The following is a 16,528-nucleotide window of genomic DNA, read 5'->3' as shown; positions in this document are numbered from 1 at the left end:
CCGCACGACCCGCGTGGATCCGGCGTACGATGCGGGCATGCCGAACCTCGGGCCCGTTGAGCTGCTGATCATCGCCGCCCTGCTCGCGGTGGTCCTGGCGATCGTCGTCGGTGCCGTCAAGGCGGCCGGGAAGGGCGGCCGTGCGGCCTCCGGAGGCCGGGCGCCCATCGCGCCGCCGACGCCGTCGATGCCCCAGGGGCTGTACGAGACCGTCACCGGCCTGACGCGCCAGGGCCGCAAGATTCAGGCGATCAAGGAGCTGCGCCAGTACACCGGGCTCGGCCTGAAGGAGTCCAAGGCGATCGTCGACGCCGTGGCCGCGGGGCACGACATGTGGAGCCATCCCCTCATGGGCGGTTTCCGCCCCGCCCGTCCCATGGTCACGCCGGGTGCCGGTGCCGCGGGTGCCGCCGCTGTCACCGGCCCCGACCTGGCCACTCGCGTGCGCGAGCTCAAGGCCGCCGGCCGCGCCGAGCAGGCGATCTACCTGGTGCGCGGCGAGACCGGCATGGGCGAGCACGAGGCCGAGCTGTTCGTCGACGCCCTCTGAGCCCTCCCGAGTGCCCTCCCCCTCCTGTGGTTGCCCGGCCGTCTCGACGCGCACGCCGTCACCCTCGGCCTGATCTGGCTCGGCCCGGGCATGATCCGTCTCGCCTACGCGCCGAGCATGCCGTTAGGGTCGAGCACGAACTTGGACGCGGCGCCTTGGTCGAAGTCCGCGTACCCCTGGGGCGCCCGCTCCAGCGGGATCGTCACGGCGTTGACCGCCTTGGCGATCTGCACCCTGTCGTTCAGGATCGCCTGCATCAGGTAGCGGTTGTAGCGCATCACGGGGCACTGGCCCGTGCCGAAGGCCAGCGACTTGGCCCAGCCGAGGCCGAGCCGGATGGACAGCGCCCCCCGCTGCGCCGCCTCGTCGTGGGCGCCCGGGTCGCCGGTCACGTACAGGCCGGGGATGCCGAGCGCGCCGCCCGCGCGGGTGACCTCCATGAGCGAGTTGAGCACGGTGGCGGGCTGCTCCCTGGCGGAGTCGCCGCCGTGGCCGCGGGCCTCGAAGCCCACGGCGTCGACGCCGCAGTCGACCTCGGGCTCGCCGAGGATCTGCTCGATCTGGTCCCTCGGCTCGCCCCGCGACACGTCGACGGTCTCGCAGCCGAAGCTGCGGGCCTGCTCCAGGCGCTCCTTGTTCAGGTCGCCGACGATGACCACGGCCGCCCCGAGGAGGAACGCCGAGACGCCCGCGGCGAGCCCGACCGGTCCCGCGCCGGCGATGTAGACGGTCGATCCGGGCCTCACCCCGGCGGTGACGCAGCCGTGGAAGCCGGTCGGGAAGATGTCGGTGAGCATGGCCAGGTCGAGGATCTTCTCCATCGCCTGGTCCCTGTCGGGGAACTTCAGCAGGTTCCAGTCGGCGTAGGGCACCAGGACGTACTGCGCCTGCCCGCCGACCCAGCCGCCCATGTCGACGTAGCCGTACGCCCCGCCCGGCCGCTCGGGGTTGACGTTCTCGCAGATCCCGGTCTTGCCCTCCTTGCAGTTGCGGCAGCGGCCGCAGGCGATGTTGAAGGGTACCGAGACGAGGTCGCCCACCTTCGTGAACTCCACGTCCGGGCCGGTCTCGACGACCTCGCCGGTGATCTCGTGGCCGAGGACGAGCCCGAGGGGCGCGGTGGTGCGGCCACGGACCATGTGCTGGTCACTGCCGCAGATGTTCGTCGCGACGGTCTTGACGATCGCACCGTGCGCCACCTTGCGGCCCACGTTGGCCGGGGGCACCCCCGGCCCCTCCTTGAGCTCGAACCCGGGATAGTCGGTCTCCTGGACCTCCACCTTGCCCGGCCCCTGGTACGTGACGACCTTGTTGCTCGGCATGACGTCCTCCTGTCTCCTCGTGGTGCCCTTCCGCGCGACGCCGACGGAGCGGGCGGTCATCGTTCGCGAGGGGACGTGAGGGGCGTGAGGGGCGTAAGGGGAAGGACTGTGACCACCGAGTCCGAACAAAGACGATTTCTCACCTTTTTTCACCATATACCTGCTGGTCATGGCGGCATCGGGGAGCCACGCCTCTCCGGGACGCCCCCGGCGAACCTGATGATCAGCGTGGTACCGGGGACCGCCGCCCGGCACGGGCCGGGCAGTAGCGGTGGACCTCGTCGGCCCGCTCGGTGAGCCCCCTGCGGTCGAGGTGTTCCAAAAGCGGCACCGCGACCCTGCGGCTGGTGCCGAGGGCCTGCCTGGCCTGGCTGACCGTGAACGGCTGCGGCAGCCGGGCGAGCAGCCGTCCCGCCAGGACGTCCGTACCGGGCAGCAGCACGATCCCCTCGGCCACCCGCAGCAGCGCCCCCGCCCGTACGGCCGCCGCCAGCTCGCGGGGCCCCAGCCCCAGCTCGGCCAGCCGGCCCGCCTCCGGCGCCAGGAAGGGGCGCGCGGACAGCTCGGCGCCGAGCCGCTCGACGGCCCGGACGACCGGCGCGGGCAGCGCCGCGCGGCCGGCGGGGCCGCTCACGATCCGCCCGGCGCCGAGGGCGAGCGGCGGGCGGACGAGCGCCTCGACCAGCCGCCGCTCGGGCAGGGCGAGCTCGTGACGGGCCGCCTCCACCGGCATGCCCGGCTCCAGCGGATACGCCGAGGCGTGGCGCCGCACCACCTCGGCAAGACGCTCCGCCAGCCTCGACCAGTGCGCCGGATCGGCGTGCCAGTCGCCGCACACAGGTCTTCCCCGGGCACACCCCATGGCCGCCAGGTCGCCGGTGCGCAGCAGGAGGTGGGTCCGCAGCAGGGAGGCGGCGTCCGGCGGGGCCTCCGCCAGCTCGGCCGCCCGCTCCCGTGCCGCGCCCCGGCGGCGCAGCCCCGGCGGGCGCGGGTCGAGCACGCTCGCCCGCGCGAGGACCCGCACCTCGCCCCGGCCGCGCCCGGGGTCGCGCAGCAGCAGCACGTCGCCCGCGTGCAGGGGGAGCCGTCCGGCCAGGCGCAGCCGGGCGATCCGCCCGCCGAGCGGCCGTACGGCGCACACCACCGCCGCGGAACCGATGTGCGCGGTCAGCCGTCCCGGCAGGTCACCGGCGTCCCAGCCCCCGGCGGGCGGTGGAAGGCCCCGTTCCCGGGATCCCCCCGGCCGCCACGGGTCCCCGCCCCCAAAGCCGCCCGCCCCGGGGCCGCCAGGCCCCCACGGTCCCCACGGCCCCCCGCCCGCGGATCCGGCCGGGCTCAGGCGCACGTCGACCAGGTCGGTGTACGTCCACCCGCCCGGGGTGACCAGGGCCAGGCCACGCCCGGCGGCGCGCTGGCCGCGCAGGTTGAGCGCGACCCTGGCCACGCCGGTCACCGAGGTCACCGGCTCCTTCAGGCACTCCAGCGCCCGTACCCGCGCGGGCACGCCGTCGAGGTCCAGCTCGTCCCCGGCGCTGACCGTGCCCGCGGGCAGGGTCCCGGTCACCACCGTCCCGCTGCCGCGTACGGTGAACGCCCGGTCGATCCACAGCCGCACCGGCGCCCCGGGATCGGGTACGGGCAGCGCGGCCACCAGCCGGTCCAGCGCCCGCCGCAGCTCGTCGAGGCCCTGCCCGGTGCGCCCGCTCACCGCCAGCGCCTCGGCCCCGCCCAGGCCGGCCGCCGCCAGGCGGGCCCGGGCCCGCTCGACGGCCGGGGCGGGGTCGGCGAGATCGGCGCGGGTCACCACCAGCAGGCCGTGCCGCACCCCGAGGGCCTCCAGCGCCACCAGGTGCTCCTCCGACTGCGGCATCCACCCCCCGTCGGCCGCCACCACGAACATGACGGCGGGCGCGGGACCGACCCCGGCCAACATGGTGGCGAGAAAGCGCTCGTGACCGGGCACGTCGACGAAGGCCAGCCGCTCCCCCGACGGCAGCTCCGTCCAGGCGTAACCGAGCTCGATCGTCAGCCCCCGGCGCCGCTCCTCGGCCAGCCGGTCGGGCTCCATCCCGGTGAGCGCCCGCACCAGGGTGGACTTGCCGTGATCGACATGGCCCGCCGTGGCCACGACGTGCATCAGCCGCCCGCCCACGCCGCACGCGCCGACCGGCCGGTCAGCAGCCGGCCGGTGGCCCTGTCGATCCAGGGCACGGCGTCGACGCTCTGCGTGAGACCGGGCACCATCCCGGACCGGCGGTCACCCACGCCGGTCACCCACCCCGAGAACGGCCCGCAGCACGTCGCCGTCCCGCTCGGCGGGCACGGCCCGGGCGAGCGCGTCCATCGCGCCCCGCCCCCGGCGGGCGCGGGCTCCGGTGGCCAGGTCGAACTCCCCGTCGGTGTGACCCGCCGCGGCGGCCGTGGCCCGCACCGCCGCGTCCGACAGGGGCGCGCGGCCCAGGTTGGTGTGGACCAGCACCCCGGTCATGTTGATCACCGGCCGCAGGCTCGCCGGGTACGCAGGAAGCTCCGCCACGGCCGCGTCCGCGACCTGGCCGGGATCGAGCCCGCCCTGGCGTGCGCACCGCTGTGCCCGTACCACGGCGTCCTTGACGACCGCCCGCCCGAGCCGCCCGGCCGCCGCGACCAGCCGCGGGTCGGCGAGGACGGCGTCGGTGCGCGGCACGAGCCTGCGTGGATCCACTCTTCGAACATAAGCGGAGGCGGACGGGAATCGAACCCGCCAGGCCGAGGACCTCGGCCTCGACGATTTTGAAGACCGCGGGGGCCACCAGGCGCCCGTACACCTCCGGGGGAGAACATACCCGCGAGCGGGTACGTGCACCGGGACGGCGTGCCGGACGGCGGCGCGCCGATCCACCAGGGAGGACGCGGCATGACGGAGACCATCGCGGAGCGGCTGACCCGGTACGCGCACGGGGGCGGCTGCGCCTGCAAGATCCCGCCCGGCGAGCTGGAGGCCGTCGTCGCGGGGCTGCTGGAGGAGGCGGACGGGTCTCCCCCGCGCTTCAACGGCCAGCTGATCGTCGGGCTGGACGACGGCGACGACGCCGCCGTGGTCCGCGTCGAGGGCGGCCGGGCGATCGTGGCCACCGCCGACTTCTTCACCCCCGTGGTGGACGACGCCTACGACTGGGGGCGGATCGCGGCGGCCAACGCCCTGTCGGACGTGTACGCGGTGGGCGGTGAGCCGCTGGTGGCGGTCAACCTGCTCGGCTGGCCCCGGGACGTACTGCCGATGGAGCTGGCCGGACAGGTGCTGCGCGGCGGCCTGGAGGTGGCGCGGGCGGCGGGCTGCCACGTGGCGGGCGGCCACAGCGTCGACGATCCCGAGCCGAAGTACGGGATGGCCGTCACCGGGCTCGCCGATCCCGAACGGCTGCTGCGCATCGACGGCGGCCGGGCGGGCCTGCCGATCTCCCTGACCAAACCCCTCGGCGTCGGCGTGCTCAACACCCGGCACAAGGCGACCGGCGAGGTCTTCCCGCAGGCGGTGGCCGCGATGACCACGCTGAACCGCGACGCCTCCCGGGCGGCGCTGGCCGCGGGCGCCGGGTGCGCCACGGACGTGACCGGGTTCGGCCTGCTCGGCCACCTCTACAAGCTGGCCAGGGCGAGCGGCGTCACGGCGGTGGTCGACGTGGCGGCCGTGCCGTACCTGGCCGGGGCCCGCGAGGCCGTGCGGGACGGCTACGTCAGCGGCGGCACCCGCCGCAACCTGGCGTGGGTGGCGCCGCACCTGGACCCGGGCCGCCTCGGCGAGGATGACCTGCTGCTGCTCGCCGACGCCCAGACCTCCGGCGGCCTGCTCGTGGCGGGCGAGATCCCCGGCGCACCGGTCGTCGGCGAGCTCGTTCCCCGCGAGGGCCGGGCCCTGCGGCTGCGCTGACCCGCCCGGCTCGGCCCCGGGCCGGCCCGGGGCCGGCCCCGCCCGGCCCGGTCCAGGCCGAAGCGGGCCGGAGTCGACCGGGGCAGGCCGAAGCGGGGCGGGGCAGGCCGGAGCGGGGCGAACCGGGCCTGGGGCCGACCGGAGCGGGTGGCGCTCGGCCGCTACGCGACGAACCGGTGGCTCGGCTCGCCGCGCAACCGCCCCCGCGGCAGCTTCCGGCCGCACAGGACCAGGATGAGATCCTGCGCGGCCCCGTACATCGGCGTCCCCTCCCCGATGGACCAGTCGACGTCATCGGCGCGCAGCTCGATTCCCCGGATGTCGACCCCGAAGAACTTCAGGCTCTTCCCCGCCTCGAAGCCCCCCAGCACGATGCGCAGCCGATCCTCGGGGACGTGCCGGTCCAGGCCCAGGGGCAGGGTGAAGTCCAGGCCGTGGATCACCTCGTGGGTCAGCGCGCCCTCGAATCCGCCCCCCGGCGGCTTCCACGCGAAGTCCGCGTTGTCCCTGAGGAGTGCGGTGAGCTCGCCGGACGACAGGGCGACCGCGTCGCGCCGGGCGCACCGATCGGCCATCCTGGCGAAGTTGCCCCGTGACCTGAGCATCTCGATCACGAAGCGCGCGGCCGAGTAGTGGAACGGCATCGTCATGTGGGCCACGACCTCCCGTACCCGCCACCCGGCGCACAGGGTCGGCTCGTCCCACCTGCGCTCCGGCAGGCCGGCGAGCACGTCCGCCAGGTCGCGGCGTTCGGCGGCGATGGCCTTCCTGACCTCGCTCTCCGTGGTCCCCGTCATCGCCGCTCCCCCGGTCGTGTGCCCCCGGCCGCGTCGCACAAGATCGCCGCATCCATTGGTATGTCCATTGGTGTCCTCTTCTCCAGATTCCCGGGAATTCCAGGAAGGTGCTCGCCCTACCGACGAACGAGCCCGGCACCAACGGACACCCCTGAGCTACGAACACACCGGGGCTACGAACCGGCGACCTCGGCGAGCCGGCGGCCGAGATAGCGGCGTTCGGTGTCGGTCGCCGCCAGCTCCAGCGCCTCGCGGTAGGCGTCCGCGGCCTCCGCGGCGCGGCCCAGGCGGCGCAGCAGGTCGGCCCGGGTCGCCGGCAGCAGGTGGTATCCGGCCAGCGCCCCCGACTCCCGCAGCGCCTCCACCAGCTCCAGCCCCGCGGCCGGTCCCGCGGCCATCCCCACCGCCACCGCCCGGTTCAGCTCCACCACCGCGGACGGCGTGAACCGCGCGAGCTGCCCGTACAGCGCGGCGATCTGGGCCCAGTCGGTGCCGGCCGCGTCGGTCGCGGTGGCGTGGCAGGCGGCGATGGCGGCCTGCACCTGGTACGGGCCCGGGTGGCCGCGGCGCAGGGCGCGGCCGAGCAGCTCCTCGCCCTCGGTGATCGCGGCGGTGTCCCACAGGGCGCGGTCCTGCTCCTCCAGGGTGACCAGGTCACCGGCCGCGTCGAGCCGGGTGGCGCTGCGGGCGTCGTGCAGCAGCATCAGCGCCAGCAGCCCCACCGCCTCCGGTTCGTCGGGCATCAGCCCCGCCAGGACGCGGGCCAGCCGGATCGCCTCGGCGCTGAGGTCGCGCCGCAGCAGGTCGGTACCCGCCGTGGCCGAGTACCCCTCGCTGAACAGCAGGTACAGCACGGCCAGCACGGCGGGCACGCGCTCGGGCAGCAGGTGCGCGGGCGGCACCCGGTAGGGGATCCCTGCGTGCCGGATCTTCTGCTTGGCCCGCAGCAGGCGCTTGGACATCGTCTGCTCACCGACCAGGAACGCCCTGGCGATCTCCGCGGTGGTCAGCCCGGCCAGGGTGCGCAGGGTGAGCGCGACCCGGGCCTCCAGGGCCAGCGCCGGGTGGCAGCAGGTGAAGATCAGCCGCAGCCGGTCGTCCGGCACGCCGTCGTCCTCCCACGCCGGTCCGGGTTCGTACGACATCGCGGCCACCTCTCGCAGTTTGGCGGCGCCGACCGCCTCACGGCGCAACCTGTCGACGGCCCGGTTGCGCGCGACCGTGGTGAGCCACGCGCCGGGCCTGCGCGGAACCCCGTCCTCGGGCCAGCGCCGCAGGGCCAGCGCGAAGGCGTCCTGCGCGCACTCCTCGGCGAGGTCCCAGTCGCCGGTGACCCGGATCAGGGTCGCCACGACCTGCCCCCACTCGTCCCGGAACGCCTGGGCGACCGCCGCCTCGACCTCCGTCGTCACACCGGCCCCCGTCACTCCGGTCCCCGTCGCACCGGCCCCCGTCACTCCGCGCCCGGTCACGACGGCAGGAGCGGCCGGATCTCGATCGAGCCGTAGCCGGAGGCCGGGTGCTTCGAGGCGATCTCGATGGCCTCGTCGAGATCGGCACACTCGATCATGCAGAACCCGCCCATCTGCTCCCTGGTCTCGGCGAACGGGCCGTCGGAGAGCAGGACCGCGTCGTCGCGCACCCGCACGGTCGTGGCGTCGGCCGGTGGCCGCAGCCCGGCGGCGCCCCGCAGCACCCCGCGGCGTTCCATCTCCTCCGACCATCCGCCGCAACCGTCCATGGCGTGGGCCGCCGCGGACTCGTCACCGCAGATCAACAGCATGTACTTCACGCGTCCTCCTTCTCGGGGCCCTTCGCGGGCCGCCCCCATGGTGCCTTTTCACCGACCCGACGAACAGGAGCACCGGGAAAGGACGCCGTCGCTCAGGATTTCTCGCCCGCCTGGGCCCGGGCGGTCCTGCCCGCCTCCAGGCGTTCCCGCTGGGGCACCACCGTGTACTTGGGGTCGGCGGCCGAGGCCTTGCCCGCGGCCAGGACACCGAAGCGGGTGCAGACGGCACCGGCGGTGAGGGCGAGGCCGGACAGCGCGGTGAGGGCGCCGAGGGCGCTGCCGCGCCCGGCGACCGTGGCGAGCAGGGCGCCGCCCACCGTGAGGGCGCGGGCCGTCCGCATCAGGCGGCCCGGCCCGCCCCGCCGGTACGGCTCGCCGACCAGGCCGAGCCGGTGCTCCATCACCGCGCCCGCGACCGTCTCGACGGCGGCGCCCAGCACCGCGGTGACGCGGGCCGGGCCCGCCTCGCGGCGCGGGGTGGTCAGCATGCCCGCGGCGCCCGCCCCGGCCAGCGCGCTCCCGGCGAACAGGAAAGGCAGCTCGCGGTGGGCCTCGTGCCAGGCGGGCACCGCGGTGTCGGCGACGAGCACGGCGGTGTACGTCGACATCAGCGGCCCGGTCACCACCGCCGCCAGGGCGGCCGCGTCACCGAGGGCGGCCAGGGCACGGGCGCCCCTCACCGGAAGGACGGGGATCCGCGGGAAGGACCGGCCGGCGACGAGCGCGGAGGCGGCCGCGAGGGCCGTCAGGCCGCTGTGGGCGGCCAGGAGCCAGGAGCCGACGCTCATCGGCGAGGTGGGCTTGAACACGCGCAGCATGTTGAGGAACCGCTCCGGCCTGCCGAGCTCGGCGACCAGGAAACCGGCACCGGCCGCGGCACCGGCGGCCGCGGTCACCCTGGCGGTGAGCGCGAGCCGGTCATGCCCGGTGAGCGTCGCCACGGCGGAGATCACCGACGCGGCACCGGACGTTCCGCCCAGGTAGAGGTAGAGCGGCATGTGAGGTTCGTGCCAGATCGGGGCCTTGATGATCGGCTGCCCGTAGTAGGAGCGGAACTCGGCCTCGGGCACCATCGCCTCCTCGCCGCGCCTCACCGCGACCACCCCCGCCCCTGTCCCTGTCCCCCTGCGCGGCCGTCGAACGGACGCGTCACCGATCTCTCCCCGCCCCCGGCGAGAAGAGCCCGGCCGGGAGGGATCCCGTCCCCGCCCATCACCGGTCCTTTCCCGCGCCCAGGAAGGACACCGCCACCACTGCGGCCATGGAGAGCGCCGCCCCGGCCGCCCAGCGCCACATGGCGGGCAGATCCCTGGTGGTGACCACCGGGTCGGGCGGCAGGCCGTACACCTCGGGCTCGTCGAGCAGCAGGAAGAAGGCCCCGTCCCCGCCCACGCCGTCGTCGGGGCTCGCCCCGTACAGGCGGGCCTGCGGCCTGCCCTCGCCGTGCAGCCGTTCCACCCGTTCCCCGGCGCGGGCCCGCAGCTCGTCCAGCGGCCCGAACTGGATGGAGTCGGTGGGACAGGCCTTGGCGCAGGCCGGTTCCAGCCCGCCGAGCTGGCGGTCGTAGCACATCGTGCACTTGAACGCCCGGCCGTCGCGCTCCCTGCGGTCGATCACGCCGTACGGGCAGGCGGGCACGCAGTAGCCGCAGCCGTTGCAGACGTCGGCCTGCACCACCACCGTGCCGAACTCGGTGCGAAACAGCGCCCCGGTCGGGCAGACGTCCAGGCAGGCGGCGTGCGTGCAGTGCTTGCACACGTCCGACGACATCAGCCATCCCTCGATGCCCTCGCCCCCGTCTCCGCCGTTCCCGCCGCCCGGCTGCTCGATGAAGGCCACGTGGCGCCAGGTCTCGGCCCCCAGGCCGCCGGTGTTGTCGTATGAGGTGGCGCGGAAGACGAACCCGTCGTCGGGGACGTCGTTCCACTCCTTGCAGGCGACCTCGCAGGCCTTGCACCCGATGCAGATGCTCGTGTCGGTGAAGAACCCCATCCGCTCAGCCATCGCGGTACTCCTCGATCAGGTCGAGCAGCGCCCCGCCCACGGGACGCCTGCCGGGCCGCAGGTCGCAGGTCATGGCCTTGCTCTCCTGGATGTAGACGTTCGGGTCGAGCACGAGGGGCGTCAGGTCGTTGACGGCGTCGCCGGTCACCAGGCCGCCGCTGCCCCAGCCCCAGTGGTAGGGGAGGCCGATCTGGTGGACCGTCCTGCCCTGCAGGCGCAGCGGGCGGACGCGCCCGGTCACCAGGACGCGGGCCTCGATCGCCGAACGGGACGTCACGATCGTCGCCCAGCCCCCGTTGACCAGCCCCAGCTCGGCGGCGAGCGCCGTCGACACCTCGCAGAACAGCGCCGGCTGCAGTTCGGCGAGGTAGGCCAGCGGCCGGCTCATGCTCCCCGCAGTGTGGTGCTCGGTGAGCCGATAGGTCGTGAGCACGTACGGGAAGCGCGGCGAGCCCGGCGGGTTGTAGGGACTCTCGGGACGCAGGTAGGTCCGGCGCGCCGGGTTGGCCCGCTGCCCGTACAGCGTGTTGCGCACCGGCGACTCGTGCGGCTCGTAGTGGGCGGGCAGCGGCCCGTCCGCCAGGCCCGCAGGAGCGAACAGCCAGCCCTTGCCGTCGGGCTGCATGATGAACGGGTCGGTCCCGGCCAGCGCGGCCTCGGCCAGGGCACCCTCGGGCGGCAGGTAGCCGGGCGGCTTGTCCCTCTCGAAGTCCGGCACGTCGAGACCGGTCCACTGCCCCCTCTCTCCCTTGTCGGGGTCCCACCACACGTAGGCCTTGCGCTCGCTCCACGGGCGGCCCTCGGGATCGGCTGAGGCCCGGTTGTACAGAAGGCGCCGGTTGGCGGGCCAGGCCCAGCCCCATTCGGGCGCGACCCTGCTCTGCTCGCCGGCGGGCCTGCGCCGGGCCGCCTGGTTGACCTCCTCGGCGTGCACCCCGCAGTAGATCCAGCAGCCGCACCGGGTGGAGCCGTCGGGCCTGAGCTCGGTGTAGGCCGACAGGGCCCGCCCGTCGGGGCCGGTGCCGTTGATCTCGCGCAGCACGGCCCGCGCCGACGGCTCGGCGTGCTCGCCCTCCTCAGGGTAGTCCCAGGTCAGCTCGCGGACCGGCCGGTCGATCTCGTCGCCGGTCATCAGCCGCCTGATCCGCTTGCCGAGGTGGTAGTAGAACGACAGGTCGCTGCGGCAGTCGCCCGGCGGCTCCAGCGCCTTCTCCCGCCACTGCAGCAGCCGCTGGGTGTTGGTGAAGGTGCCGTCCTTCTCCACGTGGCTCGCGGCGGGCAGGAAGAACACCTCGGTGGCGATGTCCTCGGTGCGCGTCTCCCCGGTCTCCAGCTCGGGGCCGTCCTTCCAGAACGTGGCCGTCTCCACCAGGGTCAGGTCCCGCACCACCAGCCAGTCGAGGTTGGCCAGGCCCAGGCGCTGGGCCCGGCCGCCCGAGGAGCCGACCGCCGGGTTCTCCCCCACCACGAAGTAGCCCTTCACGGTGCCGTCGATCTGTCCCATCACGGTGGTGAAGTGGCCGTGGTCGCCGGTCAGGCGCGGCAGGTGGTCGAAGCGGAAGTCGTTCTCCTCGGTGGCGGCGTCGCCCCACCACGCCTTGAGCAGGCTCACCATGTAGCAGCGCTTCCTGCCCCAGAAGCCGGTGTCGGCCCCGGTCTTGGCGAGGTAGTCGTCGAGCCCCTCGTGCCGGTGGGCGTGCGGCATCGGCAGGTATCCCGGCAGCAGGTTGAACAGGGTGGGGATGTCAGTGGAGCCCTGGATGCCGGCGTGGCCGCGCAGCGCCATGATGCCGCCGCCGGGGCGGCCGATGTTGCCCAGCAGCAGCTGCAGGATCGAGGCCGTGCGGATGTACTGCGCGCCCACGGTGTGCTGGGTCCAGCCGACCGCGTACGCCCAGGCGGTGGTGCGTTCCCTGCCCGAGTTCGCGGTGATCGCCTCGGCCAGCTCGGCGAAGCTCTCCCGGGAGATGCCGCACAGCTCCGCCACCGTCTCCGGGGTGTAGCGGGCGAAGTGCCGCCGCAGGATCTGGTAGACGCAGCGCGGGTGGCGCAGCGTCGGGTCCGTGGGCGGCCTCGACGGCGCGGCGGCGCCGCCGGAGCCGTACTGCTCCGGGCCCGCCACCTCGGCGTGCCGTGCTCCGCCCTCCAGGTGCTCGCCGTGCTCGCCGCCGGCACCGGCCGCCTCCTCCACCCTGCCCTCGCCGCCCTCGTACGCCCAGCTCGACGGGTCGTACGCGCGCGTCTCGGGGTCAAAGCCGGAGAACAGCCCGTCCAGGTCCTCGGTGTCCCTGAAGTCCTCGGAGATGATCGCCGAGGCGTTGGTGTAGGCCAGCACGTACTCGCGGAAGTCCAGCTCGTTGGCGAGCACGTGGTTGATCAGCGCGCCGAGCAGCACGATGTCGCTTCCCGCGCGGATCGGCAGGTGGCGGTCGGCGATCGCGCTGGTGCGGGTGAAGCGCGGGTCGATGTGGAACACCTTCGCCCCGCGCGCCCTCGCCTCGACCACCCACTGGAACCCCACCGGATGGCATTCGGCCATGTTGGAGCCCTGGATGACGATGCAGTCGGACTCGGCCAGATCCTGCTGGAAGTCCGTGGCACCGCCACGCCCGAAGCTGGCCCCCAGACCGGGGACGGTGGAGGAGTGTCAAATACGGGCCTGGTTCTCCACCTGGATCGCGCCGAGGGCAGTGTAGAGCTTCTTCATCAGGTAGTTTTCTTCGTTGTCCAGCGTCGCCCCGCCCAGGCTCGCGATGCCCATGGTGCGCCGGACCGTCCTGCCCTCGAACTCCTGCTGCCAGGTCTCCCTGCGGGTCCGCACCACCCGGTCGGCGATCATGTCCATCGCCGTCTCGAGGTCGAGCGGCTCCCAGTCGGCGCCGTGCGGCCGCCGGTAGAGAACGCGCGTCTGCCGGCCGGGATGGGTGACCAGCTGCTTGCTCGCCGAACCCTTGGGGCACAGGCGCCCGCGCGAGATGGGCGAGTCCGGGTCGCCCTCGATCTGGGTGACCCGGCCGTCCTTGACGTAGACCAGCTGGCCGCAGCCGACCGCGCAGTACGGGCAGATCGACCGCGCGACGCTGTCGGCCTCCTCGGTGCGGGGCCGCAGCGCGTCGGTGCGCGCCGAGCGCGCGGCGTCGCCCCTGGCGTCCTCTCCCATGAGCTGCCGGATCACCGGCCAGCGGGAGATCCCTCTCCCCCGTGTCACCTTCGGGGCCTTACCCCGGCTCACCTGCCCTAATCACCTGGCGGGTTCGCAGAGCGCCATCTCGCGGTCCGGCGCGGAGAAGGCCCGGTAGTTCCCCGAGTGGAAGATCAGCGGCTCGCCCTCCTCCCGCCGGAAGTGCTCGACCTCCCCGACGAAGATCAGATGGTCGCCCCCGTCGTAGGTGGCCACCGCGCGGCAGGCGAAGTGGGCGACGGTCCCGGCGAGCACCGGCACCCCGCCCGGGGCGAGACGGGTCTCCACCCCGGCGAACTTGTCGGCCAGCGGCGTGGCGAACCGCCGCGACAGGTGCTCCTGGCCGGCGGCCAGGACGTTGACCGCGAACCGCCCGGCCTCGGCGAAGGCCGGCGCGCTGGGAGCGCGCCGGGACAGGCACCACAGGACCAGCGGCGGGTCGAGCGAGACGGAGGTGAAGGAGTTGACGGTCACGCCCAGCCGGTCACCCCGCGAGGTGGCGGCGGTGACCACCGCCACCCCGGTGGCGAACTGCCCGAGGGCGTCGCGCAGGGATCTCATGACGTCCCCTCACTTCCCGGCCCGGGCCAGGTACTCGGCCGCGCCGGCCGGGTCCAGGAACCAGCCGGCGTAGTCGGACGGGTCGTCGAAGCCGTTGACGAAGCGGGAGGCCACCTCGGGCAGCCCGCCCGCGGCGCCGAGGATCTCCAGCACGTGCGGCGGCGGGGGCGCGAGGAGCGCGTTCGTCCAGGTGGTGACGTGCCGGGCGGCCAGCCAGTAGCGCTCGAAGACCCGCTCCATCCACGCCGCGTCGTACAGCCGCTCGCCGCGCTCGAGGATGTCGGACAGGTAGGAGGCCGCGCACTTGGCGGCGTTGTTGGAACCCTGCCCGGTGATCGGGTCGTTGAGCACGACCACGTCCGCCACGCCCAGGACCTGGGCGCCCGACGGCAGCGTCGCCACCGGCCTGCGCACGACCGGGGTGAAGCGGCCGGACAGGACGCCGCCCTCGTCGGTGAGCTCGACGCCCGCGGCGCGCTCGGCCTCCCACGGCAGGAACGTCTCCAGGATCCGCCTGCTCATCGCCAGGTGCTCGGCGGGCGTGCCGGCGTCCGCCCAGCAGTCCATCGGCCCGCCGGGCACGCCCTCGAACACCATGATCTCGCAGGGGCCGGTGACGGTGAGCGCGGGGAACACGAAGTACTCGCCGACCCCGGGGATCACGTTGAAGCACACCGCGGAGTAGTCGGGCCGCGGCGCGAGGCCGTTGACGTAGGTGAGGGCGAGGGCCCGCTGCGGGGCACGGTACGGCGAGCGCGGCGCGTCCCGCTCGAAGAGGGAGGCGATCGACCCCTTGCCCGCCGCGACCAGGACCAGGTCGTACTGGGCGGCGTAGTCCTCCAGGTCCTCCACGGTGGCGTCGTGGATGACGATCTTCCCGCCGAGCCGCTCCACCTCGGCCATCCAGGCGGGCATCTTCAGCCGCTGGTCGACCGAGCGGGCGGGGGCGTCGAGCCGCGCGGCCCAGCGGATCGCCGGGTCGCCGCCGGGCCCGGCCACCGCGAACTGGATGCCGTCAATCGGCGGGCAGCCGTCCGCCCACAGGTCCAGGCCGAGGTCCCGCTCGTGGCCGAGGGCGGTGCCGAACATGGCCTGGCTGGACATGACCCGGCCGCCTCGGATGTCCTCCGGGGTCCGGTTGGAGACGACGGTGACGTCGTAGCCGTTCCGCAGCAGGCCGAGGGCGAGGTGCAGGCCCGCCTGACCGGCGCCGACGACGAGGATTCTGCGCATGGTGAGGTGTCCTTTCAAAGAGGGTCCGAGGGCTTCGGGGAAGCCTTGAGGAGGCTTCGAGGAAGCGGGGGAACGATCGAGCGGCGCCTGGTGAAAAGGTACGACGACCGCCGCCGCCCGTGCCATCCGCTCAGCGCGGGTTCCATCCATCTGACGCGGATCTCCCCGGGCCCCTTCCTGGAGTCGCCGTGAAGTCGCCCCGAAGTCGCCACAAGCCCGCCCACAAGGTCGTCACGGGGACGCCGCGAAACGAAGGATGAGAAAACACTCAGGCGTCGGCATTCTTCGGCGCGGGCGCCGGCGCCGAGGAGCAGGGCGATGAGGGCGGGGCCACGGCGGTCGGCGGTGGTCGGCGGCGCGACGGACCGCGTTCTCCTGCGCCCGGGTCAGCGCGTCGGGGGCGCCGGGTTCGAGACCCGGGCGCGTTTGACGGCCAGACGTAGCGCGGGTCCGTGTTCATACAGCGGCGTCACTGCGACCAGCGCCTGTTTCGCCGTCCCCGGCAGCGATCAGGTGCCGGCGCCAGGCGGTGACGGCGCCGCCCCAATCGGCAATGCGGTTGTCGACTGGGCGACCATCTCGATTGCCGGTCTCGCCGCCGCCACCATTGATCTTGTCGTTGGCGCTCGAGGTCACCCTCCGGGCTCCCGCTGCTTCTTATTCGGGGAGTTTTTCCGGCGTTAACCCTGCCCCGCCCGAAGGTTATCCGGGGAGATCGTATCCAGTCTCCCCGGATAACACTACTTATCCAGGGAGTTGCAAAACGGCGAGGCGGAGGTGCGCGTCAACAGGCCGTCGACATACGGGTGGCGGTGGTGCGATCCTGCCCGAGGAGTTCGTCGTGTCAACGGGGTGTTGACATACTGGGGTGGTTGCGCCGGGCGAGTGAAGCCGGCCGCTCGACGAAGGGGAGGGCGGGTGAGTCGTTCGGCGCAGGTTCGCCGGTTGGTCGCCGATCTGGAACAGGCCGCCGGGGTTGCCATTGAGGCCTCCTACGGTGGCCAGGGCCAGCAGTGGCTGCTGCACTGGGACAACGGCCCCACCCTCGCCGCGATGCGCACCCACCTGACCGGCCTCGCCAAGCAGGCCGGCCTGGCGGTGGAGTTGTTCAAGCTGTCGCGCATCGTCCAAGACGACGCCCTGGCACTGCAGGCGGTGCGCTACCTGCGCACCACCCG

15 protein-coding genes and 1 tRNA gene are annotated in these 16,528 nt (G+C 73.9%); 2 read left to right on the top strand and 14 right to left on the bottom strand.

Annotated elements, in window-relative coordinates:
- The first annotated feature begins 37 nt into the window (after window positions 1-37).
- Window positions 38-550, top strand: a complete 513-nt coding sequence (locus ACTOQ2_RS39730) for a ribosomal protein L7/L12 (protein WP_440106528.1) — start codon at window positions 38-40, stop codon at window positions 548-550.
- 104 nt (window positions 551-654) lie between these two features.
- Here the strand turns inward: ACTOQ2_RS39730 and fdhA are convergent, their stop codons facing one another.
- From fdhA to ACTOQ2_RS39705, 5 genes are all read right to left on the bottom strand, one after another.
- The gene (fdhA, locus tag ACTOQ2_RS39725; protein WP_440106526.1) at window positions 655-1,872 is read right to left on the bottom strand and encodes a formaldehyde dehydrogenase, glutathione-independent; all 1,218 of its coding nucleotides are present in this window, start codon (window positions 1,870-1,872) and stop codon (window positions 655-657) included.
- 223 nt (window positions 1,873-2,095) lie between these two features.
- Window positions 2,096-4,009 (bottom strand): SelB domain-containing protein, encoded by a 1,914-nt coding sequence (locus ACTOQ2_RS39720; RefSeq protein WP_440106524.1) that lies wholly within the window; start codon window positions 4,007-4,009, stop codon window positions 2,096-2,098.
- Window positions 4,009-4,137, bottom strand: a complete 129-nt coding sequence (locus ACTOQ2_RS39715; protein ID WP_440106522.1) for a hypothetical protein — start codon at window positions 4,135-4,137, stop codon at window positions 4,009-4,011. Before ACTOQ2_RS39715 ends, ACTOQ2_RS39720 begins: the two co-directional genes overlap by 1 nt.
- Window positions 4,130-4,576 carry a hypothetical protein gene (locus ACTOQ2_RS39710; RefSeq protein WP_440106520.1) on the bottom strand — a complete coding sequence of 149 codons (447 nt, stop codon included), beginning with the start codon at window positions 4,574-4,576 and terminating at the stop codon, window positions 4,130-4,132. The genes ACTOQ2_RS39715 and ACTOQ2_RS39710 overlap by 8 nt, the downstream gene beginning before the upstream one ends.
- Before the next feature lie 13 nt (window positions 4,577-4,589).
- A tRNA-Sec gene (locus ACTOQ2_RS39705) sits at window positions 4,590-4,683 on the bottom strand.
- Between the two features lie 85 nt (window positions 4,684-4,768).
- Here ACTOQ2_RS39705 and selD point away from each other — a divergent pair.
- On the top strand, window positions 4,769-5,782 hold the full coding sequence (gene selD, locus ACTOQ2_RS39700; RefSeq protein WP_440106518.1) for a selenide, water dikinase SelD: 1,014 nt from the start codon (window positions 4,769-4,771) through the stop codon (window positions 5,780-5,782).
- A 161-nt stretch (window positions 5,783-5,943) separates the two neighbouring features.
- On the opposite strand, the gene ACTOQ2_RS39695 is transcribed toward selD, so the two are convergent.
- From ACTOQ2_RS39695 to ACTOQ2_RS39655, 9 genes are all read right to left on the bottom strand, one after another.
- Window positions 5,944-6,579, bottom strand: a complete 636-nt coding sequence (locus ACTOQ2_RS39695; RefSeq protein WP_440106516.1) for a maleylpyruvate isomerase family mycothiol-dependent enzyme — start codon at window positions 6,577-6,579, stop codon at window positions 5,944-5,946.
- Window positions 6,580-6,752: 173 nt separating this feature from the next.
- The gene (locus tag ACTOQ2_RS39690; RefSeq protein WP_440106514.1) at window positions 6,753-7,991 is read right to left on the bottom strand and encodes an RNA polymerase sigma factor; all 1,239 of its coding nucleotides are present in this window, start codon (window positions 7,989-7,991) and stop codon (window positions 6,753-6,755) included.
- 56 nt (window positions 7,992-8,047) lie between these two features.
- Entirely contained in the window at window positions 8,048-8,362 is a 315-nt protein-coding gene (locus tag ACTOQ2_RS39685; protein WP_440106556.1) for a YciI family protein, read from the bottom strand.
- Window positions 8,363-8,463: 101 nt separating this feature from the next.
- Window positions 8,464-9,465, bottom strand: coding sequence for an NrfD/PsrC family molybdoenzyme membrane anchor subunit (gene nrfD, locus ACTOQ2_RS39680; protein ID WP_440106512.1), 1,002 nt, complete (start codon window positions 9,463-9,465; stop codon window positions 8,464-8,466).
- Window positions 9,466-9,583: 118 nt separating this feature from the next.
- Window positions 9,584-10,375 (bottom strand): 4Fe-4S dicluster domain-containing protein, encoded by a 792-nt coding sequence (locus ACTOQ2_RS39675; protein ID WP_440106510.1) that lies wholly within the window; start codon window positions 10,373-10,375, stop codon window positions 9,584-9,586.
- Window positions 10,368-13,535: a formate dehydrogenase gene (gene fdh / locus ACTOQ2_RS39670; protein ID WP_440106554.1), complete on the bottom strand. Its 3,168-nt coding sequence runs from the start codon at window positions 13,533-13,535 to the stop codon at window positions 10,368-10,370. Before fdh ends, ACTOQ2_RS39675 begins: the two co-directional genes overlap by 8 nt.
- Window positions 13,536-13,616: 81 nt before the next feature.
- Entirely contained in the window at window positions 13,617-14,117 is a 501-nt protein-coding gene (locus ACTOQ2_RS39665) for a flavin reductase family protein (protein ID WP_440106508.1), read from the bottom strand.
- A 9-nt stretch (window positions 14,118-14,126) separates the two neighbouring features.
- A complete protein-coding gene (locus ACTOQ2_RS39660; protein WP_440106506.1) occupies window positions 14,127-15,350 on the bottom strand; it encodes a styrene monooxygenase/indole monooxygenase family protein in 1,224 nt (407 codons plus the stop codon).
- Window positions 15,351-15,806: 456 nt separating this feature from the next.
- Window positions 15,807-15,986 carry a hypothetical protein gene (locus ACTOQ2_RS39655; RefSeq protein WP_440106504.1) on the bottom strand — a complete coding sequence of 60 codons (180 nt, stop codon included), beginning with the start codon at window positions 15,984-15,986 and terminating at the stop codon, window positions 15,807-15,809.
- Window positions 15,987-16,528 lie beyond the last annotated feature (542 nt).

Source organism: Streptosporangium sp. H16 (assembly GCF_051918855.1).
Lineage (GTDB): Bacteria > Actinomycetota > Actinomycetes > Streptosporangiales > Streptosporangiaceae > Streptosporangium.
This window is presented reverse-complemented; position numbering and strand designations above follow the sequence as displayed.